A 21926-nucleotide genomic window follows, 5' to 3' on the forward strand; every position below is an offset into this window, starting at 1 on the left:
CTTATTTCGCTCCCGGAAAGACGCCGTCGAACAGATCGCCGGAATCGTCGGCGACATCGCGAATTTCGCGGCGCAGCGTCGGATCGTAGCCGTGGCTCGTGGTGTCATTGTTGTGCGAGGCAAACAGCGTCGAATCATCCACCGTGAACGCATCCTTCCAGCGGAGGCTCCTGATCGTATCGAGATCGTCGGAATCCCTGAACTTGTAGACGCGGTCGGCTGTCGCGGTGACGAGCTGCGGCTTCTCATTGGCGAGGTCGCCGACCATGTCTCCGAAGTCGCGGCCGTCGCTCTTCAAGGTATTTTGGACATCGTCCCAGACAAAGGTGCGCTGCGGGTCGCCATCGCCTTCATGCGATGGTGTGCGCGAGCAGTTGATGGCGTCGCCCCCGGGCACTGCCGGCAGAGCCGGGATCGGGACGACATTCGAGAAATCCGACGTGCAGTCCAACCCATTTGCTTCGGCGAAGGCGGCGTTGCGCATCGCAAGCATGGTTCCGACCTTCTTGGTGGAAATCTTGTTCGCGTGGATGACGAAAATCACGATCAGCAAGATAACAGGCGCGGCGAGCACGAATTCGATCGAGGCCAGACCGCGCCTGTCGCGGTGCAGCCGCATCAGCAGCCCGCGGCCAGCAGGACCGCCCATAGGCTCAGTGTGTGTTGACGGCAGCCCAGGCATTGGCTCCTCCTCGGTCGAAGACGCGGGTCAAGCCGGTAAAGCTGTCAGCCGCCGGGCTCTGCTTGATGGTGTTGGAAACCTCACCGATATCGTCGGCAAGCGTGGCGGGCGCAAGCGATGCCAGCCAGTCCTGAGTGTAGAGATCGAAGGCCGTGTAATTGTGGACCCAGCTCTGCGCGAGTGCGTAGGCGGACGGTGTCTTGTCCTTGAAGATGCGGATCTGCAGCCTGGCGCGCGGGGCGCGGGAAACGATCGCCAGCGTCTGGTAGTCGTCGAGCTGCTCGCCTCCAAAAGGCGTGAAGTTGAAGGGGATGCGTCCTTTCAGCCAGTAAGGCTTCGGGAAGGAGATGACGGGCAGGGGAGCACCCGCCACGGAAATCGCGCCACCGGCTGGGCCGCAGACCTGGTTCCAGATCATGTCGAACTTGCGGGTGAAATCGTTCTCGTCCTTCGTCTGGGCATCGGAATAGCGCGGCGGCACGTCGATCGGCAGCTGGAAGGGGTTGGTGATGCCGAAGCCAACGCCGAAGACCTTGTCCGCCAGCCAGAAGCTGACATCGAGCGCTGCTTCCTCCAGCCAGCTCAGATCGCCGGCATATTGCTCGACGATCGCCTTGAACGGAACCTTGCTGAGATAGGCCGGGCCGAAGGCTTCGTAGAAGATGTAGAACTCCACCAGCGCATCGTCGACGCCGCTTTCGTGGTTGACCCAGTCTCGGATATGGCTGCCATCAACTCCGCCTGCCGTTAGCGGGCCCTTGCCGTTGGGGAACCCACGATTGGCAAACTCGCCGCGCATCAGAAACGGGTCCTGTCCCTGGGTGCCGTTGGCCATCGCAAGGCACATTTCAGCATAGGCCGAGGCGGGATTGATGCCGTCACGATCGACCGGCAGGTTACCGCCGGCGCCCTCTCCGGCGTCGTTGCAGGACTCACACGGCGGATGAAAGACGACGTGATCCGACTTGTTCAAGCGCACCAGATGCAGGGCTTCGTTGCTGACGCGCTGCGGAAAGCTTTCGACGAGGTAGTCGTTCAGATCGTTCATCGCATCGATGATGTCGCTGGACTTCTCGATGAGGCCCAAAGGATTGTATTTGACTTGCGCCGCCACCGTATATCCGATCGCTTTGGCCGCTTCCAACGCCCGGAACCCCTGGAACGCCAGGCAAGCCCCATAGATGATGCCACCGACGATCGGGACTTTTTGCCAGCCGGGGCAATATGGCATTGGCGGAAGCGGAGGCAGCAGGGACGCCGGCCCGAAGCCTTCCGTGAACGAATATTCGGCGAGTTTCGCCAGAATGACACCCGAGCGCAGGGCAAGTTCCGCCGTCGTCAGCTGAAAGGCGACCGACGTCGCCATGACAACGGTTGCCTGCGACGAGGCAACATTGTTCATCGCCATGATGTTGAGATAGCGCGCCTCCCAGTCGGCATGGACGAGAGCGGCGGCATCGGCCGTGTCCTGGGTGCGCTGCTTGTCGTAGATCATCTGTCCCGTATTCAGGATCCAGACGATCATCAGGGCAAGCGCGATCGTCATATAGAGGATGATCGGCGACAGGAAGCCGCGTTCGTCGCGGTGCAGGCGCTTGATGAGGGCCGGTGTCATAGCAGGTTCACCTCCGCCGTCGAGATCGTATAGTAGCGGCCGTCCTTCCTCTGACCGCGGGCAAAAACCCAGCCGGCATATTCGAGCAGCAGGAAGCGCGCTTCCACCTTGGCGGTGACCGGCACATGCGGCGAGCGGTTGATGGCGGCATAGAGCGCCATCGGCGCGCGGTCGACGGTCACCGTGACGTTCTGCGGATCGAACATGTAGCGGGCCTGGTTGCGCATCGCCCGCCAGTTCTTCGAAAGGCCCGAGGCATCGGCAAGGCTTTTCAGCGCCTCTTCCGGCGGCTGGCAGGCGCCGACGCATTTCAGCTGGTCGTAGGGTGCGGCCGGGATCAGCGCCAGGCGGGCGGCAAGATCGGCCTTGCCGGCGGCGGCATCGTTATCGCAGGTCTTGACGTCGATGATGCTCCGGATGGTGATCGGCAGGGGCGGGCAGAAATAGACGCGGGCGCTGCGCGCCGCCGCATAGGCGGCATAGTGGGTGAAGAGGTGGTTCTTGGCCAGGATCGTGAACTGGAAGACCACGAACATGAAGAAGACGAAGACCGGTGTCACAAGAACGAAATCCATCATCGTCGTGCTGCCGGAGGTATCGCCGTGCAGCTCCGATATCCGGCGCCGGCGGGCGGAAAGCCGCGGCAGCAGCAGCATCGAGGCAAGCAGCATCATGGCGATCGCAAAGGTACCGAAGAGCGCGCCGTGATCCTCTGGGATCCAGAAGGTCCGTGAGTGCAGGATCGAACTCCAGAAGGCGCCGTCGAAGATGGGGCGTTCGAGTTCCGCGCGCATTGCCGTTACCTCACGAGTGAAAGAGGGGTGAAATCAGGCATGGAAAGGCACCAGAGAAGTCCGAGAGCAGCGGCAACGCCGAAGCGCACGGTATGATGTGTCTCGCGCGGCTTCAGCACGGAAGCGGCGTCGCGGAAACCGGCGGGCAGGAGAAGCGCAAACAGTCCGACCGTTCGCGCCAGCACGCTCCACTGAACACGCCGCGCCATGGAGAAAACGGCAATCACGCCGCCGACCATGAGCGATGCAAGGGTGACGTCGATGGCGGGCCAGAGGCCGAGAATGGCGCCGAGCGCCGCCATCAGCTTGACGTCGCCGCCGCCGCAGCTTCCGGCTGCGAAGGCGATGAGAAAGATCAGGCCGGCTGCAAGGAGGCCTGCGAAGGCAAGCCCTGTTCCTGCGAGACCGCCGCTGACTGCCGCCAACATGAACCCGGCAAGCAGGCAGGGATAGGTGACGGCGTTCGGGATATGACCGTGGCGATGGTCGAGCACCGCCGCGGTCATGGTGCAGGCGACGGCAAGAGCCGCCGCCGCAGGCATCAGGGTCAGATCATAGGTCGTATCCATGATCCCGACCCGCTTATTGACCCGGCTCAGGAATTCTCTCGGCATCCGAGAGCGCCGTGTTCTTTTCATTGAACCATTCGCCGATCTGCTTACCGAATGCGAGCAGAAGCAGCATCAGCGGAATGACGATCAGGGCGACGGCCAGGACGATCTGGGCCATGTCGCCACGCTCGTCCTTGTGAAGTGCAATTGCGAGAGTCTTGAGTTTACCAAACATGTGATTACTCCTCATTCCCAGGTTTGTTTCGGTTCGAAGCCCTGATGAAGATGAACCAAGCATACGCCATCGATCCGAACGAGCATGTTGCTCGATCCAACGATATTTTCTGCTTCAGCTTATCTTCCCCGGCTGCCAACGTTTGTTGAACAACACCATTAAGACCCAAGAGTGCGCCCAAGGCCAGCCCTCCGTCAAGCAAACGAAACGAAGGGTTCCAATTGTCTTGGAGGCATCGCCGGCACAATCGCAGTTGACGTCATATTTTTTCAACTAACCGCTTGAACGGGCTAAGATTTTAGCTGCGTGGCCGAAGTTTTTGCCAACCTGGCGAGGCCTCGTCTACTGCTCCATAATTGGTCAATTCTTTCAAAGCGATAGAAGAAACAGCATATGGCGATCATAATGACTGCCTCCGCGGGGCCCGGCCATGGCGTTGTTTGGCGATCTGGATTAAGCTTTCGGAAAATGGCGGATGTCGCCCGCCAGTCGATCCGGAGAGAGAACGATGGAAACGATGAGCAGCATCTTAATACTTGGATTGGTCCTCATTCCACTGATGATGTTCTTTCCGACCGCGGTCCAGATGATGGCGACACTGTTCGGCATGAGCACGGTCCTGGTCGGGATGCCGCTCTGATGAAGGCCGTTTCCGACGACGCTGCCGAACAGGCAACCTTCCAGGTCCTGACCCGGGCGCTGGACAAGCTGCTCGGGCCGATCCGTTTTCTCCTCGACGATCCGAGCGTGTCCGAAATCCTGATCAACGGGACATCCGACATCTTCGTCGAAAGGCGAGGCAAGCTCGAACGCGCCGATACGCGTTTTGCCAGTCGCGAAGATCTGGAATCGGCCGCGCGCAGCATCGCGCAATTCTCAGGCAAGCGACTGACGCCCGAGGAGCCGAGCATCGAGGCGCGCCTGCCGGATGGTTCGCGCGTGCAGATGATCCAGCCGCCGGCCGCCCGCACCGGGCTCTGCATCTCCATTCGCCGCTTCCTGAAAGAACATCGCAGCATCCGCGACCTCGTCACCCAGGGCAGCCTGACGGAGGAATCGCTGTCGCTGCTGCAGGCGGCCGTCGGGCTGCAGAAGAACGTCATCATCTCCGGCGGCACCGGCACCGGCAAGACGACGATGCTGAACGCGCTGTCGGAAGCCTTTGCCGACCACGAGCGCGTCATCGTCATCGAGGACACGTCCGAACTGCAGATCCGCAAGGAACACGTGGTCTATCTCGAAGTGACCAAGCCCGACCGTTTCGGTCGCGGCGGCGCCAGCATCCGCGACCTGTTCCGCTCGTCGCTGCGCATGCGGCCCGACCGGATCATCGTCGGCGAGTGCCGCGGCGGCGAGGCGCTCGATATGATCCAGGCGATGACATCAGGCCACAGCGGCAGCCTTTCGACGGTGCACGCGAACACCCCCTATGACTCCCTACACCGGCTGGAAACGCTGGCGCTGATGTCTGATATCGACATGCCGCTTCGGCCCCTGCGCGCCCAGATCGCCTCGGCGGTCGATGTCGTCGTGCAGATCGCCCGCTTCAAGCGCACCGGCCGGCGCCGCGTGATCGAGATTTCCGAGATCAAGGGCCTGAACAATGACGGCCAGTATATCGTCGAAAGCATCTACAAGCTCGAGGGCGACGGTCATTCCAATCCCGACGGCGCACTGCTGTGGACGGGTGTCGTGCCGAGCTTCGCCGCCGATGCGCTGGAAGAGCTGCAAGGTGCGGAGCGCCCCGAATGGGTCGGAGCCGCCGCGCTGCATACCGCTTAATAACGATCCCAGACCCTCCTCTGTTAGACGCCGTCCTTTTCCGCGCTCGCCGCCATATGCGCGAGATCGTCCCAGAGGCTTTCGGCAAAACTCCGCAGGACCGTGAGTTCGAAGCTGTCATCGCCGGTGCGGACGATCTGCACGGAGAGATGACCGACCATCGTCAGCACAGAATGGCCTTCCGGAAAGACGGAAGGATCGAGATCGACGGCTGTGCCTCGTGACAGAAGTGCGCGCGAAGAACGGCCGGAAACGCCGATACGCACGCGGCCGTGGCTCTGGTCCATGACGAAGGACCTTCCCGCAAGCGCTGCCGCGAGAGCATGGAGGCTGGCGGGCACGAGCGGCTCGTCACCGGCGACGAACCATTGCCGGAAACCCGCCTGGCGGATCGAACTTTTCGCAAAGCCCGCTTTCACCAATTCCGCGGTGAGCGCTGATGGTTCGATTGCGCCGAGCACATGCAGGAGATGGCCCTCCGGCAAGGCTTCAAGCCGAAGGCCCGCCCCTGAGATGCCGTTATAAACCATGCCGGCCAGAACCGGTTTGTGTTGCGGAAGATCACGCATGGAGCTTCTCGTTTTCGGGATCGATGAAGACGGGATGGCAGAGCACCGCATCGGTGAATTCGTTGCGCAGGCCGTTCCAGACCGTCACCCTTTCACCGATGCGTTCCGGCCCACGCCGGACGAGCGCCAGGCCGATCGTATGGCCGAGTGTCGGCGAAAAGGCACTTGAGGTGACGTAGCCCTGGTCGTTTTCGAGCGTCGCCGCAACGCCGTCGGCAAGAATATGCGAGCCGGTGCGGAAGCCGCTTGCCGGATTAAGCGGCTTGACGCCGACGAGGCGCGGCCGCTCGGGATCCTGCAGCCCTTGGCGCGCCAGCATTGCCTTTCCGATGAAGTCCGGCTTGGTTGATGAGACCATGCGGCCGAAACCGAGATCGCCAGGCGTCACCGTACCGTTGATCTCTGCATGGGTGACATGACCCTTCTCGATGCGCATGACGCCGAGCGCTTCGGCGCCATAGGCGCAGATGCCGTGCTTCTCCCCTGATACCATGATCGCATCGGCAACGCCTTCGCCGTAACCGGCCGGTACTGCCAGCTCGTAGGCGAGTTCGCCGGAGAAGGAGATCCGGAAGAGCCGGCCTTCGAGGCGGCCGCCGAAGAGGGTGACCTTGCGGGCACTCATGAAGGGGAAAGCCGCATCCGACAGGTCCTCGTCGACGATCTCCTGAAGAATGGGGCGCGACTTCGGCCCGGCAACGGCCATTTGCGCCCATTGATCGGTCGAGGAGGCGAAGCAGACGTCGAGCTCCGGCCACAGCGTCTGGGCGCAGAATTCCAGATGGGTCAAAACGCCGGCTGCCAGCGCCGTCGTCGTCGTCATGAAGAAATGCTCGTCACTGAACCGGCTGGTGGTGCCGTCATCATAGATGAAGCCGTCCTCGCGCAGCATGATGCCGTAACGCGCCCTGCCCAAAGCAAGCTTGGCGAAGCCGTTGCAATAGATGCGATCGAGGAAGGCCGCGGCGTCCTTGCCAAAGATTTCGATCTTGCCGAGGGTCGAGACGTCGCAGAGGCCGGCGTTCATCCTGATGTTCAGCACCTCGCGGTCGACGCTTTGGCGCCATGTCGTCTCGCCGGCGCGCGGGAACCAGGAGGAGCGATACCAAAGGCCGGTTTCGACGAAGACCGCGCCGTTCTTCTCGGCCCAGCCATGCAACGGCGATTTGCGGGCCGGCTGGAAATGTTTGCCGCGCGATGCCCCGGTCAAGGCGCCGAAGGAAACCGGTGTATAGAAGGGCCGGAAGGTCGTCGTTCCCACTTCGGCGGGCGACACGCGGCGCGCCTCGGCAAGGATGCCGATGGCGTTGATGTTGGAAAGCTTGCCCTGGTCGGTCGCCATGCCTGATGTGGTGTAACGTTTGGCGAGCTCGACATGGCCGTAGCCTTCGCGGACGGCGAGGCCCAGATCCTTGAGATGCACGTCGTTCTGATAATCGACGAAAGCCTTGCCCTTCGAACCCTTCACCGACCAGAGCGGCTTTGCCTGTGCGGCCGTCTCGGAAGCGGCGGCAAAGGCCGGCTCTGCCGCTGCGAAACCGATCGCCTTCAACGCGGCAGCTGCCTTTTCCGCGCCATCGCCGAGGCAGGTCGCGGTTTGCGCCATGCCGGCGGCCGAGCCGGCAACGGCAAGGCCTTCCTGCTGGACAGGCGCCAGAAACGTCGAGGCCTCGTGCGACCATTGCGGTTTTGCACCGCGATGGCAGGCAAGATGAATGATCGGGCTCCAGCCGCCCGACATGGCAAGCGCATCCGCTTCGATCCGGCGGGTGCCGTCTGCGGTCTTGATGGTGACGCCGCGCAGGCGCTCGCCGCCAAATGCATCGATGACCCTGGCGCCCTCCAGCACTTCGGCGCGGCCCTGCCAACTCCCACCTCCATCCCCGCGGCTGTCGACGATCGCCGCGACCGTGAGGCCGGCGGCCTCGAGATCGGCGGCGGTGCGATATCCGGCATCGTTGGTGGTGAAGATGACAGTGCTTCTGCCGGGCGCGACCGCTTGTCGAGTGAGATAGCTGCGCATCGCGCCTGCCATCATCACACCGGGAATATCGTTGCCGCCGAAGACGAGCGGACGCTCCTCGGCGCCGGTCGCAAGGATCGCCTGGCGGGCGACGATGCGCCACAATCGTTCGACCGGGCGTTCCGGATCGGGCATCGCCACATGCTTCTGCACCCGTTCGACGGCGCCGAAGACATTGTCGTCGTACCAGCCGAACACCGTCATGCGCGGCAGACGCCGCACATTCGGAAGTCCCTCCAGTTCGGCAAGCAACTCACCGAGAAGCGCGCCCGCCGGCTGGCCGTCGATGGTGCCGCTGTCGGAAAGCAGACTGCCGCCCAGGTCGGATCCCTCGTCGGCGAGGATGACGCGCGCCCCGGCACGGCCGGCGGTCAACGCTGCGGCAAGACCGGTCGGGCCGGCGCCGATCACCAGCAGATCGCAATGCGCCCAGCATTTCTCGTAGGAATCGGGATCAGCCTCATAGGATGCTCTGCCGAGGCCTGCCGCCTTGCGGATCACCGGCTCGTAGAGCTTTTCCCAGAGGGCCGCCGGCCACATGAAGGTCTTGTAGTAGAAACCGGCGCTGAGGAAGGGCGACAGCAGCCCGTTGACCGCGCCGACATCGAAGCCGAGCGAAGGCCAGCGATTCTGGCTCCTTGCCGTCAGCCCCTGGTAAAGCTCGATCATCGTCGCGCGTGTATTCGGCTCGGTGCGCCCGCCGTTGCCTGTCGTCACCAGCGCGTTCGGTTCGGCAGCCCCCGCCGTCAGGATGCCGCGCGGGCGATGATATTTGAAGCTGCGGCCGACGAGCTGGACGCCGTTGGCAAGCAGCGCCGAGGCGAGTGTGTCGCCCGGATGGCCTTCGAGCGGCCTGCCGTCAAAGGTGAAACCGAGCGAAGTCGTGCGGTCGATGCGGCCGCCGGAGGAAAGACGGAAGCTCGTCATGCCGGTTCTCCGCCGAGCTTGGAAAGGGCGGCGTCCCTGACGCCGTGGACCGCATGGGTGACGGTATCGCGTTCGACGATCAGCCAGCGCCGGCATCCGGAGGAATGGTGCCAGTATTCACTGTGCCGGCCGCGCGGATTGTCGCGCAGATAGACATAATCGAACCAGGCATCCGCACCGGCATCCGGCGCCGGCCTGATAAGGCCCGCATCGCCGCGGATCGAAAATTCCTCCTTCGGTCGGGCGCCGCAATGGGGACAGGAAATCAGGCTTGCCATCGTCAAATGTCCTCAGTGCAGGTTGGGCTGGGCGCCGACGCCCTTTTCGTCGATCGGATAGCCGCGCGCGAAGCGGTCGAGCCGGAAGGCGCGGGCGGTCTGATGCGGCGTATTGCGGGCGATCAGATGGGCGTAGCAGAAGCCGGAGGCCGGCGTGGCCTTGAAGCCGCCGTAACACCAGCCGGCGTTGAGATAGAGATTGTCGATATGGGTGCGGTCGATGATCGGCGAGCCGTCCATGCTCATATCCATGACGCCGCCCCAGGAGCGCAGATAACGCACGCGCGACAGCGACGGGATCAGCGCCAGCCCGGCTTCCGCGACGTGCTCGACCGAAGCGAGATTGCCGCGCTGGGCATAGGAATTGTAGCCGTCAATATCGCCGCCGAAGACCAGGCCGCCCTTGTCAGACTGGGACGCGTAGAAATGCCCGGCGCCAAAGGTGACGACCGTGTCGATAAACGGCTTCAGTCCTTCGGAAACGAAGGCCTGCAGCACATGGCTTTCGATCGGCAGCCGCAGGCCGGCCATATCGGCGACGACGGTGGAATTGCCGGCGGCCGCCAGCGCCAGCTTGCCGCAGCCGATGAAACCCTTGCTGGTCTCGACGCCGGTCACCTGACCGTTTTCGCTGCGGATGCCGGTCACCTCGCACTGGGTAATGATGTCGACACCGCGGCTGTCTGCGCCGCGCGCATAACCCCAGGCGACCGCATCATGGCGCACCGTGCCGCCGCGCGGCTGGAACAGGCCGCCCATGATGGGGAAACGGGCATTGTCGAAGTCGAGGAAGGGCAATTTCTTGCGCACCGCCTGCCGGTCGAGAAGCTCGGCGTCGACGCCGTGCAGCCGCATGGCGTTGCCGCGGCGCGTATAAGCGTCGCGCTGGGCGTCGGAATGGAAGAGGTTGAGCACGCCGCGCTGCGAGACCATGGCGTTGAAGTTGAAGTCCTGCTCCAGCCCTTCCCAGAGCTTCATCGACAGCTCGTAGAAGGGATTATTGCCCGGCAACAGGTAGTTCGAGCGGATGATCGTCGTGTTCCTGCCGATATTGCCGGAGCCGAGATAGCCCTTTTCGAGGACGGCGACATTGGTGACGCCGAATTCCTTGGCAAGATAATAGGCGGTGGCAAGACCATGGCCGCCGCCACCGACGATGATGACGTCGTAATGCGGCTTCGGCGCCGGGTCGCGCCAGGCAGGCAACCAGCTTTTGTTGCCGCGAAGGCCGTTGAGGATAATCGAAAGAGCGGAATAGCGCATGGGTCACCCCGGAAAGAACAGCTGCATGATGCCAGAAAGGGGAGGGCGGACTTGCACAAAAGGGACATGATTGGCTAAGAAAGAGACATGTCCTCGCTTGATAGCAGAAATGTGCAGACGATCGGCTTCATCCTCATCCCGGGATTTGCGCTGATGTCCTATGCCTCGGCGACGGAGCCGCTCAGGGCGGCAAATCTCTTGGCCGGACGTGAGATCTATCGGCTGCAGATCTTCTCACCGGATGGCGCAGCGGCACTTTCCTCCTCGGGCGTCAGCGTCCCCGCCGAACCTCTCCCTGTCAGGGGCTCGGGGCTCGGAACGGCCTTCGTCTGCGCCGGCGGTTTGCCCCGCGACTGGCGCTATCCCGGCGTGCTGTCCTGCTTGAGGCAGCTGTCGCGCGAAGGTGTGAGGATCGGCGGCATCTCGGGCGGTCCCTATCTGATGGCGGCCGCCGGACTGCTTGGCGGTCGCGACTTCACCATCCATTGGGAGCATGCGGCCGCCCTTCTCGAAGCCTTCCCGGATCTCACGCCGCGCCAGGCGCGCTTCCTGATCGACGGCAACCGGATTACCTGCGGCGGCGGCATCGCACCGCTCGACATGATGCATGTGCTGATCGCCGAGCGCATGGGGCCGGATTTCGCCCGCCGGGTCAGCGACTGGTATCTTCATACGGAGGTCAACGAGCCGGCTGCACCCCAGCGCGCCTCGCTGGCGCAGCGTTACGGCGTCCATCATCCCGGCTTGCTCAGCGTTCTCGAACGGATGGAGGAGACGATCGAGATGCCGCTGGAGCGCGCCGCCATGGCGCGCATTGCCGGCGTCACCACCCGCCATCTCGACCGGCTCTTTTCGGCTCACCTCGGCAGTACCTTCCTCGAGCAGTACCGCAGGATCAGGCTGCAGCATGCCCATCGGCTGCTGAAGCAGAGCCCGCTTTCCGTCTCGGAAATCGCGGTGGCCACCGGCTTTTCCAGCCTGAGCCATTTTTCCCGGATGTTCCGTGCCCTCTACGGCATCGCTCCGCGCGCGGCGCGGCGGGAATAGGTTTTCTTCACGGTTGAGGAATTTTCACTATGGCGATAGGGTTGCCTTGAACAAAAGAGAAGGCGGCAGGGGAAAACCTATGAAATCCAAGCGTGAAGCGGCAGAGCAACCGGAACAGGCGCTTGGCGGACGCGCTCCCTTTTCCCAGGACCCGCACGCCGTTCGCGAGCCGAAGGAAAACAACCTCGAAATGGCGATCGGCCATGAGGTGCGCGCCTACCGCAAGAAACTCGGCATTACCGTGACCGATCTGGCGGCAGCGACCGGCATTTCGCTCGGCATGCTCTCGAAGATCGAGAACGGCAACATCTCGCCGTCGCTGACGACGCTGCAATCGCTGTCGCGGGCGCTCGGCGTGCCGCTGACGGCCTTCTTCCGCCGTTTCGAGGAACCGCGCAACGCCGTCTTCGTCAAGGCAGGCCAGGGCATCGAGCTCGAACGGCGCGGCACGCGCGCCGGCCACCAATATAATCTGCTCGGCCATATCGACAACAATACCAGCGGCGTCATCGTCGAGCCTTACCTCATCACCCTGACGACCGATTCCGACATCTTCCCGACCTTCCAGCACGAGGGGATGGAATTTCTCTATATGCTTGAGGGCGAAGTCGTTTACCGCCACGGCGACCAGCTTTTTCAGATGCAGCCCGGCGATAGCCTGTTCTTCGACGCCGATGCGCCGCATGGGCCGGAGCAACTGGTGAAACTGCCGAGCAAATACCTCTCGATCATCAGCTATCCACAGCAGAGCTCGAAAAGCTGACTTGCCTCAAAGGAAAAAATCTTTCTTCCCAGTTGAAAACTCAAAATAGACCTGCTAGTCCTTTTTCAACACGAACGGAGGTCTGGTCATGTGCGGAATTGTGGGTCTCTTCCTCAAGGATAAAAGTCTCGAACCGGAGCTCGGGGCATTGCTGTCCTCCATGCTGGTGACGATGACGGATCGGGGGCCGGACAGCGCCGGTATTGCGATCTATGGCGACGCCAGCGGCAACAGCGGCAAGATCACCATCCAGTCGTCCAATCCGAAGAAGGATTTCGCCGGCCTCGAGGCCGAGCTCGGCCAGGCGGTTGGCGCATCGGTCGCCGTCCAGGTGAAGAGCACGCATGCCGTCATCACGCTTGCGAGGGACCTGCTCGAGACGGGCAAGGCAGCCGTTTCGGAATTGCGTCCGAACATCCGCATCATGAGCAGCGGCGACGCCATCGAGATCTATAAGGAAACGGGTCTGCCGAAGGATGTCGTCTCGCGCTTCGCGGTCAATTCGATGGCCGGCACCCACGGTATCGGCCATACCCGCATGGCGACGGAATCAGCCGTCACGACGCTCGGCGCCCATCCTTTCTCCACCGGCTCCGACCAATGCCTGGTGCATAATGGCTCGCTGTCCAACCACAACAATCTCCGCCGAGAACTGAAGCGCGAGGGCATGACCTTCGAAACGGAAAACGACACCGAGGTCGCCGCCGCCTATCTGACGGCAGAGATGGCCAAGGGCAAGAATCTCGGCCAGGCGCTGGAAGGCGCGGTGGATGACCTCGACGGCTTCTTCACCTTCGTCGTTGGCACGAAATCCGGCTTCGGCGTGGTGCGCGATGCGATCGCCTGCAAGCCCGCCGTCATGGCCGAAACGGACCAGTATGTCGCCTTCGGTTCCGAATATCGGGCGCTGGTCAACCTGCCCGGCATCGAGAACGCCCGGGTCTGGGAGCCGGAGCCTGCAACCGTCTATTTCTGGGATCACCAGAAGGTCGCTTGACCGGCGCCTCATGCGTATTTTCCAAGGGTTATTGAAACATGCCTGTCATTGATCTTGCCACTACGCCGTTGCGTGAACTCAACAGCGCCCTGCACAACATCCAGAACGGTTCGAACGATCTTTCCTTCGAAGTCGTCAATCCGCGCGGCAGCCATTCGGTTGCCGTCGGCATCGATGCGCCCGTCACGGTCGATGTGAAGGGGTCTGTCGGCTATTATTGCGCCGGGATGAATGACGGCGGGACCGTCATCGTTCACGGTTCGGCAGGTCCGGGTGTTGCGGAAAACATGATGTCTGGAACCGTCGTCATCGAGGGCGATGCCAGCCAGTATGCCGGCGCAACCGGCCGCGGCGGCCTCCTTGTCATCAAGGGCAATGCGGCATCGCGCTGCGGCATCTCGATGAAGGGCATCGACATCGTCGTTCATGGCAATATCGGCCACATGTCCGCCTTCATGGGCCAGTCCGGCCACCTCGTGGTGCTCGGCGATGCCGGCGATGCGCTTGGGGATTCGCTCTACGAGGCGAAGCTCTTCGTGCGCGGTTCGGTCAAGAGCCTGGGTGCCGATTGCATCGAAAAGGAGCTGCGTCCCGAGCATCTGACGAAGCTCGCCGAACTTCTCGAAAAGGCGGGCGTGACCGAAGTGAGGCCCGAGGAATTCAAGCGTTACGGCTCCGCCCGCAAGCTTTACAATTTCAATATCGACAACGCCGACGCGTATTAAGGCGAGGGACCATCATGAGCTATCACAACCCCTATACCCCGCCGCGCAAGTCCGCGACCTTCGACGATTACACGCTGGCGGAAATCCGCCGTGCTGCGGCGACCGGCATTTACGACATCCGTGGCGCCGGCACCAAACGGAAGGTGCCGCATTTCGATGACCTGCTGTTTCTCGGCGCATCGATCTCGCGCTATCCGCTCGAAGGTTACCGCGAGAAGTGCGACACGTCGGTCGTCCTCGGCGCCCGCTTCGCCAAAAAGCCCATTCACCTGAAGACGCCGATCACCATTGCCGGCATGAGCTTCGGCGCGCTCTCCGGCAATGCCAAGGAAGCGCTCGGACGCGGCGCGACGATTGCCGGAACCTCCACCACGACAGGCGACGGCGGGATGACCGATGAAGAACGCGGCCATTCGCAGACGCTGGTCTACCAGTATCTGCCGTCGCGATACGGCATGAATCCCAAGGATCTGCGTCGCGCCGACGCGATCGAAGTGGTTGTCGGTCAAGGCGCAAAACCCGGCGGCGGCGGCATGCTGCTCGGTCAGAAGATCTCCGATCGCGTCGCCAACATGCGCAATCTGCCGAAGGGCATCGACCAGCGCTCGGCCTGCCGCCATCCGGATTGGACTGGCCCGGACGATCTCGAAATCAAGATCCTGGAACTGCGCGAGATCACCGACTGGGAAAAGCCGATCTATGTGAAGGTCGGCGGCGCGCGCCCTTATTACGATACAGCGCTTGCCGTAAAGGCCGGTGCCGACGTGGTGGTGCTCGATGGCATGCAGGGCGGAACCGCGGCAACGCAGGATGTCTTCATCGAGAATGTCGGTATGCCGACGCTCGCCTGCATCCGCCCCGCGGTCCAGGCGCTGCAGGATCTCGGCATGCATCGCAAGGTGCAGCTGATCATCTCGGGCGGCATCCGTTCCGGCGCCGACGTGGCCAAGGCACTGGCGCTGGGGGCCGATGCCGTTGCCATCGGCACGGCGGCGCTGGTTGCGATCGGCGACAACGATCCGCACTGGGAAGAAGAGTATCAAAAGCTCGGCACGACGGCCGGCGCCTATGACGACTGGCACGAAGGCAAGGACCCGGCCGGCATCACGACGCAGGATCCGGAACTGATGAAGCGGCTCGATCCGATCGCCGCCGGCCGCCGTCTTGCCAACTATCTGAAGGTCATGACGCTGGAAGCCCAAACCATCGCGCGCGCCTGCGGCAAGAACCACCTGCACAACCTGGAACCGGAAGATCTTTGCGCCCTGACGATGGAGGCCGCCGCCATGGCGCAGATCCCGCTCGCCGGCACAAACTGGTATCCCGGCAAGGGAGGCTACTGATTTCTACCGGCCGGGCAAATGTCCCGGCCGTCTCGCATCCATAAGCAAAGTGTCTCCAAGAAATCCAAAGGGGAACGAAATGACACTGGACCTTGCTGCTTTTGCCAGAGACAAAGGCATCAAATATTTCATGATCAGCTATACCGACCTGTTCGGCGGCCAACGCGCCAAGCTGGTCCCCGCCGAAGCCATCGCCGATATGCAGAAGGATGGCGCCGGCTTCGCGGGCTTCGCAACCTGGCTGGATTTGACGCCTGCCCATCCCGACCTGTTCGCGCTTCCCGATGCTTCCTCCGTCATCCAGCTACCCTGGAAGAAGGACGTCGCATGGGTTGCCGCCGACTGCGTGATGGACGACCAGCCTGTCGAACAGGCACCACGTGTGGTGCTGAAAAGACTGGTCGCTGAAGCTGCGAAAGAAGGGCTCCGGGTAAAAACCGGCGTAGAGCCCGAGTTCTTTCTCATCTCCTCGGACGGCTCGGTGATTTCGGACCAGTTCGATACAGCCGAAAAGCCCTGCTACGATCAGCAGGCCGTGATGCGCCGGTATGATGTCATCGCCGAGATTTGCGACTACATGCTCGAGCTTGGCTGGAAGCCCTATCAGAACGACCACGAGGACGCGAACGGCCAGTTCGAGATGAACTGGGAATATGACGACGCGCTTCAGACGGCCGACAAGCATTCTTTCTTCAAGTTTATGGTCAAGTCGGTCGCCGAAAAACACGGGCTTCGCGCGACGTTCATGCCGAAGCCCTTCAAGGGCCTGACTGGAAACGGCTGCCATGCCCATATCTCGGTCTGGGACATCGATGGCAAGGTCAACGCCTTCGCGGACAAGGAAATGGCCTTTGGGCTCTCCGCTCAGGGTAAGACCTTCCTCGGCGGCATCATGAAACATGCCTCCGCGCTTGCCGCGATCACCAATCCGACGGTCAATTCCTACAAGCGCATCAACGCGCCGCGCACGACATCGGGCGCGACCTGGGCGCCGAACACCGTGACCTGGACCGGTAACAACCGCACCCACATGGTGCGCGTGCCTGGACCGGGCCGCTTCGAGCTGCGCCTGCCGGATGGTGCGGTCAATCCGTACCTGCTGCAGGCGATCATCATCGCTGCCGGCCTTGACGGCATCCGCAGCCAAGCCGATCCCGGCCGCCACTACGATATCGACATGTATGCCGAGGGGTACCTGGTGAAGGATGCGCCGCGCCTGCCACTCAATCTGCTCGACGCGCTGCGCGCTTATGATGCCGACGAGGGCTTGAAGCAGGCGATCGGGGCCGAGTTTTCCGCCGCCTATCTCAAGCTCAAGCATCAGGAGTGGAACGCTTACTGCTCGCATTTCACCCAGTGGGAACGCGACAGTACGCTCGACATCTGAGTGGACCTTCTGAAGACACGCTCATCACGCCGGAGCGGACAGGCTCCGGCGTCATCTAGCCCTCTGCGCTTGGGATAGCGAAGGAAGCGACAGCATGAAGAGTTTCGTACTCACCGTATCCTGCAAATCGACGCGCGGCATCGTCGCGGCGATTTCGAGCTATCTGGCCGACAAGGGCTGCAACATCATCGACAGTTCGCAGTTCGACGATCTCGATACCGGCAAGTTCTTCATGCGCGTCAGCTTCATCTCGGAAGAGGGGCTGTCGGGCACCGATATCGACGCCGGTTTTGCAGCTGTCGCCGCTCCCTTCGAGATGGATTACGATTGTCACGACAGCGAGAAGCGCATGAAGGTGCTGCTGATGGTGTCGCGCTTCGGCCATTGCCTGAACGATCTGCTCTACCGCTGGAAGATCGGCGCCCTGCCGATCGATATCGTCGGCGTCGTCTCCAACCATTTCGATTACCAGAAGGTCGTGGTCAACCACGACATCCCCTTCCATCATATTCCGGTCACCAAGGCCAACAAGGTACAGGCCGAGGCCCATATCCTTGATGTGGCCGAGCAGACCGGCACGGAGCTGATCGTGCTGGCGCGCTACATGCAGATCCTGTCGGACGAAATGTGCCAGAAGATGTCCGGGAAGATCATCAATATCCACCATTCCTTCCTGCCGAGCTTCAAGGGCGCCAATCCTTATAAGCAAGCCTACCAACGCGGCGTGAAGCTGATCGGCGCGACGGCGCATTACGTCACCGCCGATCTCGACGAAGGCCCGATCATCGAGCAGGACACGGCGCGCATCACCCATGCGCAGTCGCCCGACGACTATGTCTCGATCGGCCGCGATGTCGAAAGCCAGGTGCTGGCGCGTGCCATCCACGCCCATATCCATCACCGCACCTTCATCAACGGCAACCGCACCGTGGTCTTCCCGGCAAGCCCCGGAAGTTACGCGTCGGAGCGGATGGGCTGAGAGATGATTGGCGTCATCGCACCCATCGCGCCGCAGGACAGATACCGTCAAAGTTTTGGGAAATGCATGCCGGGCGGGGTTGCCACGGCGCGAAAGACTTATATAGTCAGGAAATAAATATTCCGTAGAGGAAATAAAAGGGAACGGACAATGGCTTTATCATGGCGTTTCTCCGTCTTGGCGGATCGGCATCGCGCTCTGGGATCGAAGCTCGAGGACTGGAGCGGCATGGGCACCGCCTGGACCTACGACAAGGACATGTCGGAAGAGCATGTCGCCGTCCGCACCAAGGCCGGCATCATGGATGTCTCGGGCCTGAAGAAGGTGCACCTGGTCGGGCCGCACGCCATCGCCGTGCTCGACTACATTACCAGCCGCGACCTGACGAAGATCTACCCCGGCCGTTCGGTCTATGCGACCATGCTGAACGAACGCGGCCACTTCACCGACGACTGCATCGTCTACCGCACCGGCCCGAATTCCTGGATGCTGGTGCATGGCTCGGGCTCCGGCCACGAGGAACTCGTCAAGCAGGCCGCAGGCCGCAATTGCGCCGTCCTCTTCGACGACGACCTGCACGACCTGTCGCTGCAGGGGCCGATCGCGGTCGATTATCTCGCCAAATATGTCCCCGGCATCCGCGACCTCAAATATTTCCATCATATGCAGACGACACTGTTCGGCGCACCGGTGATGATCTCGCGCACCGGCTACACCGGCGAGCGCGGATACGAAATCTTCGTGCGCGGCCAGGACGCCGTCATGGTCTGGGACCGGATCGTCGAGGAAGGCAAGGAGATGGGCATCATCCCCTGCTGCTTCTCGGTTCTCGATATGCTGCGGGTCGAAAGCTACCTGCTCTTCTACCCCTACGACAATTCGCAGATGTATCCCTTCGCCGACCAGCCGCCCGGCGACAGCCTCTGGGAACTCGGCCTCGACTTTACCGTCAGCCCCGGCAAGACGGGCTTCCGCGGCGCCGAGGAACATGCGCGCCTCAAGGGCAAGGAACGCTTCAAGATTTTCGGCATGCTGATCGATGCCGAAGGACCGGCCGATCTCGGCGACGACGTCTTTGCCGACGGCAAAAAGGTCGGCGTCATCACCTGCCCGAGCTATTCGTCGCTGACGAAGAGATCCATGGCGATTGCCCGCCTGGACGTTGACAAGGCAGTGCATGGGACGAAACTCGAGGTCCGCGGCAAGACCGTGCAGGCAAGCGCCACCGCCCACACGCTTCCCTTCGACGATCCGGAAAAGAAAAAGCGGATTGCCGTAGGTTAGGGAGCACGCGCATGCTCGTTGCAGGCATCAAGAGCCGACCAGTCTACACGGGCCTGACCATCCAGCCGCGCGCCCGGCGGCACATTTTCGCGCTCGAAGGGGAGGGCGCCAAGGCTCTGCTCGATCAGCAGCCGGGGCTTGACGAAACGGCGCTTTCCCGCAGCGAAATCCTCTATTTCGCCCGCGGCTCGCAGGGTACCGGCCTGGAGGAGGCGCTGGCCCGCCTCGGCGCCGACATGTTCTTCACGGCGCCGACGATCGCCACGCTGCTCTTCCGATTGAAGGGGTCGCTTGCCACCGCCCATATGGGCACACGGCTTTATCTGTCGGGCACGGAAGGCTTCATCGGCCAGGCAATGCTGGTGGCGCTGGATTACGGCATGGACCATGCCTCCGTCATCACCGAGCATCGCGGTTCGCTCGCCCGGCGTGTGCAATGCGTCCATTGCAAGGGCATCACCGACGACGTCACCACCAGCCCTTTCACGTGTAGCCATTGCGGGCTGCCGCTTCTGGTGCGCGACCATTATTCGCGCCGGCTCGCCGCCTTCCAGGGCGTCAATATCGACGCGGAAGAACCGGGCAGCGCGCCTGACCCGGAGGAGTTGTTCCTTTGAGCGGTGGTACTGAAATTCCTGTCCGCGTGACGCGGATCACGCCGATCGCCGAGCGCGTCAAGCGCTTCCGTTTCGAGCGCCTTGACGGCAAGCCGATGCCTTATTTCTCCGGCGGTGCCCACGTCATCGTTTTGATGAACGATGGCGGCCATATGCGCCGCAATGCTTATTCGCTGATGTCGCCGCCGCATGATTGCGAAGCCTATGAAATCAGCGTGCTGCACGTCGAGGATTCGCGCGGCGGCTCCACCTTCATGCACGAGAAGCTCAGCGAAGGCGACGAGCTCAAGGTCAGCTATCCCGTCAACCTGTTCCAGCCGGACTGGCGCGGGCGCAAGCATCTTCTGATCGCCGGCGGCATCGGCATTACCCCCTTCATCGCGATGATGGAGCAGTTTTCCCGGGAGGGCGCCAATTTCGAGCTGCATTATGCCATCCGTACGCGCGACCGCGGCGCCTATTGGCGGGAACTCACCGAGCGCTATGGCGGACATCGCATCAAGATCTATTGCGATGCCGAAGGCGACGCCATGCCCCTGACGCGCCTGCTCGGCACCCAGCCGCTTGGCACGCATCTTTATGTCTGCGGCCCATCCGGGATGATCGACGGCGTGCTGAAGGCGGGACTGGACGCCGGCTGGCCGGAACAGAACCTGCACTCGGAACGGTTCCTGTCGTCGCTGCCCGGCAAGCCCTTCGCAATCGAGCTCCTGCGGTCCGCCAAGACCGTGAAGGTCGGCCATCACGAAAGCATGCTGGAGGCGATCGAGGCGGCGGGCGTCGACGCGCCCTTCCTCTGTCGCGGCGGCGCCTGCGGTCAATGCGAGACCGGGGTCGTCACCTGCGACGGCAAGCTGCTGCACCATGACGTCTATCTGACGAATGAAGAAAAGGCATCCGGCCGCAAGGTGATGATCTGCGTTTCCCGCTTCGAGGGAAACACGCTGCATCTTGATCTCTAGCGGCATCGGAACCGGAACAAGGAGACCGAACATGGCAATCGTCTTCAAGCAGGAAACCTTCCGGAACGATTTCAGCTATCGGAACAGCTCCGATAACATCCGGCGTTTCCCGTTTCCCTTCGACCGCGACGAATACATGTATTCGGTCAACATGGAGCCGCATGTGCACGGCCGGGCGGGAACCGTCTACGAAAGCCTGATCGACGTCGACGAGCATTATGTCGCCGAGATGCACGACCGGGCACTGGTCCTGAAGGAAGATCCGCTACGCTATCAGGCGCTGCCGCACATGATGAGCGCGCAATGGGATACGCTCGAACTTTTGATGGAAGAGCAGGCGGCGGGTTACCCCGATCATTTCACGCTGATCCGTAACGGCGACCAGTGGCGCTGGATCAACCGCCCGCTCGGCATCGACGACAGCTTCACCTTTGGCGATGCCTCGACGCTGCCCTATGAGCCCTTCGAATATATCACCCGTCAGGCCCAGGGCGATTTCTGCATCGTCGACCAACGCGACGGCAATCTCTGGATGGACGCCGGCATGGTGACGACGCAGGCCGACTGGTCGCTCGATTTCGATATCGGCATGAATTTCATGGAATGGCACGGGCCGGTGCCGCTCGCCCACCAGATCGGCGTCTTCGACCGGGCGCTGAAATTCCTGTTGAACCTGCAGCAGGGCAAGCCGACACGGCGCTTCAACTGGACGATGACGATCAATCCGCGGCTCGACACCAGCCCGGAGAATTATCACAAATGGGGTCCTGACCGCACCACGGTGACGCCGGAAAATGTCGGCGAGAAGGTGCATCTGCGCGTCGAAGTGCAGAGCCTTTGGCGCCTGCCGCGCTCGAACGCCATCCTTTTCGTCATCCGCTGCTACCTGATGAACATGGAAGAGCTCGTCACCGTGCCGAAATGGGCGCGCCGCTTCCCGCGCGTGCTGAAGACGCTGCCGCCCGAGCTCATCGACTACAAGGGCCTCACCCGCTTCCGCGAGACGACGATCGAGTGGCTTTCCAAATATGACGACGGGGCGCCGACCAGCCCCGGCATCTATCCGGACTGACACGCAGGACAATGCGATATAATCAAGAGGG

Annotated in this window: 22 protein-coding genes; 13 read left to right on the forward strand and 9 right to left on the reverse strand. The window is 62.1% G+C overall.

The features are described from left to right. Position 1 precedes the first annotated feature (1 nt). From ACIPSK_RS01570 to ACIPSK_RS01590, 5 genes are read right to left on the reverse strand one after another with little or no spacing between them, the layout of a single operon-like run. On the reverse strand, positions 2-682 hold the full coding sequence (locus ACIPSK_RS01570) for a TadE/TadG family type IV pilus assembly protein (RefSeq protein WP_162115119.1): 681 nt from the start codon (positions 680-682) through the stop codon (positions 2-4). Continuing rightward, entirely contained in the window at positions 654-2297 is a 1644-nt protein-coding gene (locus ACIPSK_RS01575) for a TadE/TadG family type IV pilus assembly protein (protein ID WP_162115118.1), read from the reverse strand. Before ACIPSK_RS01575 ends, ACIPSK_RS01570 begins: the two co-directional genes overlap by 29 nt. After that, complete coding sequence (locus tag ACIPSK_RS01580; protein WP_162115117.1) at positions 2294-3091, reverse strand: TadE/TadG family type IV pilus assembly protein; 798 nt, start codon at positions 3089-3091, stop codon at positions 2294-2296. The genes ACIPSK_RS01575 and ACIPSK_RS01580 overlap by 4 nt, the downstream gene beginning before the upstream one ends. Positions 3092-3096: 5 nt before the next feature. After that, positions 3097-3660: an A24 family peptidase gene (locus ACIPSK_RS01585; RefSeq protein ID WP_162115116.1), complete on the reverse strand. Its 564-nt coding sequence runs from the start codon at positions 3658-3660 to the stop codon at positions 3097-3099. Between the two features lie 13 nt (positions 3661-3673). Next, positions 3674-3877, reverse strand: a complete 204-nt coding sequence (locus ACIPSK_RS01590; protein WP_018246152.1) for a hypothetical protein — start codon at positions 3875-3877, stop codon at positions 3674-3676. Between the two features lie 517 nt (positions 3878-4394). On the opposite strand from ACIPSK_RS01590, the gene ACIPSK_RS01595 reads away from it, so the two are divergent. Then, complete coding sequence (locus ACIPSK_RS01595; RefSeq protein ID WP_260060310.1) at positions 4395-4517, forward strand: hypothetical protein; 123 nt, start codon at positions 4395-4397, stop codon at positions 4515-4517. Then, positions 4517-5659, forward strand: coding sequence for a CpaF family protein (locus ACIPSK_RS01600; RefSeq protein WP_032985809.1), 1143 nt, complete (start codon positions 4517-4519; stop codon positions 5657-5659). Before ACIPSK_RS01595 ends, ACIPSK_RS01600 begins: the two co-directional genes overlap by 1 nt. 23 nt (positions 5660-5682) lie before the next feature. Here the strand turns inward: ACIPSK_RS01600 and ACIPSK_RS01605 are convergent, their stop codons facing one another. The 4 genes from ACIPSK_RS01605 to ACIPSK_RS01620 are packed head-to-tail and all read right to left on the reverse strand — an operon-like array spanning position 5683 to position 10719. Beyond that, the gene (locus ACIPSK_RS01605) at positions 5683-6228 is read right to left on the reverse strand and encodes a sarcosine oxidase subunit gamma (protein WP_162115115.1); all 546 of its coding nucleotides are present in this window, start codon (positions 6226-6228) and stop codon (positions 5683-5685) included. Further along, the gene (locus ACIPSK_RS01610) at positions 6221-9178 is read right to left on the reverse strand and encodes a sarcosine oxidase subunit alpha family protein (protein ID WP_162115114.1); all 2958 of its coding nucleotides are present in this window, start codon (positions 9176-9178) and stop codon (positions 6221-6223) included. Before ACIPSK_RS01610 ends, ACIPSK_RS01605 begins: the two co-directional genes overlap by 8 nt. After that, entirely contained in the window at positions 9175-9456 is a 282-nt protein-coding gene (locus ACIPSK_RS01615) for a sarcosine oxidase subunit delta (RefSeq protein WP_162115113.1), read from the reverse strand. The genes ACIPSK_RS01610 and ACIPSK_RS01615 overlap by 4 nt, the downstream gene beginning before the upstream one ends. 12 nt (positions 9457-9468) lie before the next feature. Beyond that, positions 9469-10719, reverse strand: a complete 1251-nt coding sequence (locus tag ACIPSK_RS01620; protein WP_162115112.1) for a sarcosine oxidase subunit beta family protein — start codon at positions 10717-10719, stop codon at positions 9469-9471. 87 nt (positions 10720-10806) lie between these two features. Between ACIPSK_RS01620 and ACIPSK_RS01625 the strand changes: the two genes are divergently transcribed. The 11 genes from ACIPSK_RS01625 to ACIPSK_RS01675 all read left to right on the forward strand — a co-directional run bounded on the left by ACIPSK_RS01625 (position 10807) and on the right by ACIPSK_RS01675 (position 21895). Then, positions 10807-11766, forward strand: coding sequence for a GlxA family transcriptional regulator (locus tag ACIPSK_RS01625; RefSeq protein ID WP_162115111.1), 960 nt, complete (start codon positions 10807-10809; stop codon positions 11764-11766). Positions 11767-11845: 79 nt separating this feature from the next. Beyond that, entirely contained in the window at positions 11846-12529 is a 684-nt protein-coding gene (locus tag ACIPSK_RS01630) for a helix-turn-helix domain-containing protein (RefSeq protein WP_162115110.1), read from the forward strand. Between the two features lie 88 nt (positions 12530-12617). Beyond that, the gene (locus ACIPSK_RS01635) at positions 12618-13526 is read left to right on the forward strand and encodes a class II glutamine amidotransferase (RefSeq protein WP_162115109.1); all 909 of its coding nucleotides are present in this window, start codon (positions 12618-12620) and stop codon (positions 13524-13526) included. Positions 13527-13564: 38 nt separating this feature from the next. Continuing rightward, on the forward strand, positions 13565-14251 hold the full coding sequence (locus tag ACIPSK_RS01640) for a GltB/FmdC/FwdC-like GXGXG domain-containing protein (RefSeq protein WP_162115108.1): 687 nt from the start codon (positions 13565-13567) through the stop codon (positions 14249-14251). A gap of 14 nt (positions 14252-14265) precedes the next feature. Continuing rightward, positions 14266-15594: an FMN-binding glutamate synthase family protein gene (locus ACIPSK_RS01645; RefSeq protein ID WP_003548137.1), complete on the forward strand. Its 1329-nt coding sequence runs from the start codon at positions 14266-14268 to the stop codon at positions 15592-15594. 79 nt (positions 15595-15673) lie between these two features. Beyond that, positions 15674-16981, forward strand: a complete 1308-nt coding sequence (gene glnT / locus ACIPSK_RS01650) for a type III glutamate--ammonia ligase (protein ID WP_017968480.1) — start codon at positions 15674-15676, stop codon at positions 16979-16981. Positions 16982-17075: 94 nt separating this feature from the next. After that, entirely contained in the window at positions 17076-17960 is an 885-nt protein-coding gene (purU, locus tag ACIPSK_RS01655) for a formyltetrahydrofolate deformylase (RefSeq protein ID WP_162115107.1), read from the forward strand. A 150-nt stretch (positions 17961-18110) separates the two neighbouring features. Beyond that, entirely contained in the window at positions 18111-19244 is a 1134-nt protein-coding gene (locus ACIPSK_RS01660; RefSeq protein ID WP_162115106.1) for an aminomethyltransferase family protein, read from the forward strand. An 11-nt stretch (positions 19245-19255) separates the two neighbouring features. After that, on the forward strand, positions 19256-19861 hold the full coding sequence (locus tag ACIPSK_RS01665) for a dimethylamine monooxygenase subunit DmmA family protein (RefSeq protein WP_162115105.1): 606 nt from the start codon (positions 19256-19258) through the stop codon (positions 19859-19861). Further along, complete coding sequence (locus tag ACIPSK_RS01670) at positions 19858-20823, forward strand: PDR/VanB family oxidoreductase (RefSeq protein ID WP_162115104.1); 966 nt, start codon at positions 19858-19860, stop codon at positions 20821-20823. Before ACIPSK_RS01665 ends, ACIPSK_RS01670 begins: the two co-directional genes overlap by 4 nt. A 31-nt stretch (positions 20824-20854) precedes the next feature. Next, on the forward strand, positions 20855-21895 hold the full coding sequence (locus ACIPSK_RS01675) for a heme-dependent oxidative N-demethylase family protein (protein ID WP_162115103.1): 1041 nt from the start codon (positions 20855-20857) through the stop codon (positions 21893-21895). Positions 21896-21926 lie beyond the last annotated feature (31 nt).

The organism is Rhizobium sp. LARHSG275 (assembly GCF_052871115.1).

What these genes read in the sequence shown, in the direction of transcription:
- ACIPSK_RS01590 (WP_018246152.1), bottom strand. Translation starts at nt 3,877, where the DNA reads ATGTTTGGTAAACTCAAGACTCTCGCAATTGCACTTCACAAGGACGAG.
- ACIPSK_RS01625 (WP_162115111.1), top strand. Translation starts at nt 10,807, where the DNA reads ATGTCCTCGCTTGATAGCAGAAATGTGCAGACGATCGGCTTCATCCTC.
- ACIPSK_RS01660 (WP_162115106.1), top strand. Translation starts at nt 18,111, where the DNA reads ATGGCTTTATCATGGCGTTTCTCCGTCTTGGCGGATCGGCATCGCGCT.
- glnT (WP_017968480.1), top strand. Translation starts at nt 15,674, where the DNA reads ATGACACTGGACCTTGCTGCTTTTGCCAGAGACAAAGGCATCAAATAT.
- ACIPSK_RS01605 (WP_162115115.1), bottom strand. Translation starts at nt 6,228, where the DNA reads ATGCGTGATCTTCCGCAACACAAACCGGTTCTGGCCGGCATGGTTTAT.
- ACIPSK_RS01640 (WP_162115108.1), top strand. Translation starts at nt 13,565, where the DNA reads ATGCCTGTCATTGATCTTGCCACTACGCCGTTGCGTGAACTCAACAGC.
- ACIPSK_RS01570 (WP_162115119.1), bottom strand. Translation starts at nt 682, where the DNA reads ATGCCTGGGCTGCCGTCAACACACACTGAGCCTATGGGCGGTCCTGCT.
- ACIPSK_RS01580 (WP_162115117.1), bottom strand. Translation starts at nt 3,091, where the DNA reads ATGCGCGCGGAACTCGAACGCCCCATCTTCGACGGCGCCTTCTGGAGT.
- ACIPSK_RS01615 (WP_162115113.1), bottom strand. Translation starts at nt 9,456, where the DNA reads ATGGCAAGCCTGATTTCCTGTCCCCATTGCGGCGCCCGACCGAAGGAG.
- purU (WP_162115107.1), top strand. Translation starts at nt 17,076, where the DNA reads ATGAAGAGTTTCGTACTCACCGTATCCTGCAAATCGACGCGCGGCATC.
- ACIPSK_RS01675 (WP_162115103.1), top strand. Translation starts at nt 20,855, where the DNA reads ATGGCAATCGTCTTCAAGCAGGAAACCTTCCGGAACGATTTCAGCTAT.
- ACIPSK_RS01630 (WP_162115110.1), top strand. Translation starts at nt 11,846, where the DNA reads ATGAAATCCAAGCGTGAAGCGGCAGAGCAACCGGAACAGGCGCTTGGC.
- ACIPSK_RS01585 (WP_162115116.1), bottom strand. Translation starts at nt 3,660, where the DNA reads ATGGATACGACCTATGATCTGACCCTGATGCCTGCGGCGGCGGCTCTT.
- ACIPSK_RS01575 (WP_162115118.1), bottom strand. Translation starts at nt 2,297, where the DNA reads ATGACACCGGCCCTCATCAAGCGCCTGCACCGCGACGAACGCGGCTTC.
- ACIPSK_RS01665 (WP_162115105.1), top strand. Translation starts at nt 19,256, where the DNA reads ATGCTCGTTGCAGGCATCAAGAGCCGACCAGTCTACACGGGCCTGACC.
- ACIPSK_RS01610 (WP_162115114.1), bottom strand. Translation starts at nt 9,178, where the DNA reads ATGACGAGCTTCCGTCTTTCCTCCGGCGGCCGCATCGACCGCACGACT.
- ACIPSK_RS01600 (WP_032985809.1), top strand. Translation starts at nt 4,517, where the DNA reads ATGAAGGCCGTTTCCGACGACGCTGCCGAACAGGCAACCTTCCAGGTC.
- ACIPSK_RS01645 (WP_003548137.1), top strand. Translation starts at nt 14,266, where the DNA reads ATGAGCTATCACAACCCCTATACCCCGCCGCGCAAGTCCGCGACCTTC.
- ACIPSK_RS01595 (WP_260060310.1), top strand. Translation starts at nt 4,395, where the DNA reads ATGAGCAGCATCTTAATACTTGGATTGGTCCTCATTCCACTGATGATG.
- ACIPSK_RS01635 (WP_162115109.1), top strand. Translation starts at nt 12,618, where the DNA reads ATGTGCGGAATTGTGGGTCTCTTCCTCAAGGATAAAAGTCTCGAACCG.
- ACIPSK_RS01620 (WP_162115112.1), bottom strand. Translation starts at nt 10,719, where the DNA reads ATGCGCTATTCCGCTCTTTCGATTATCCTCAACGGCCTTCGCGGCAAC.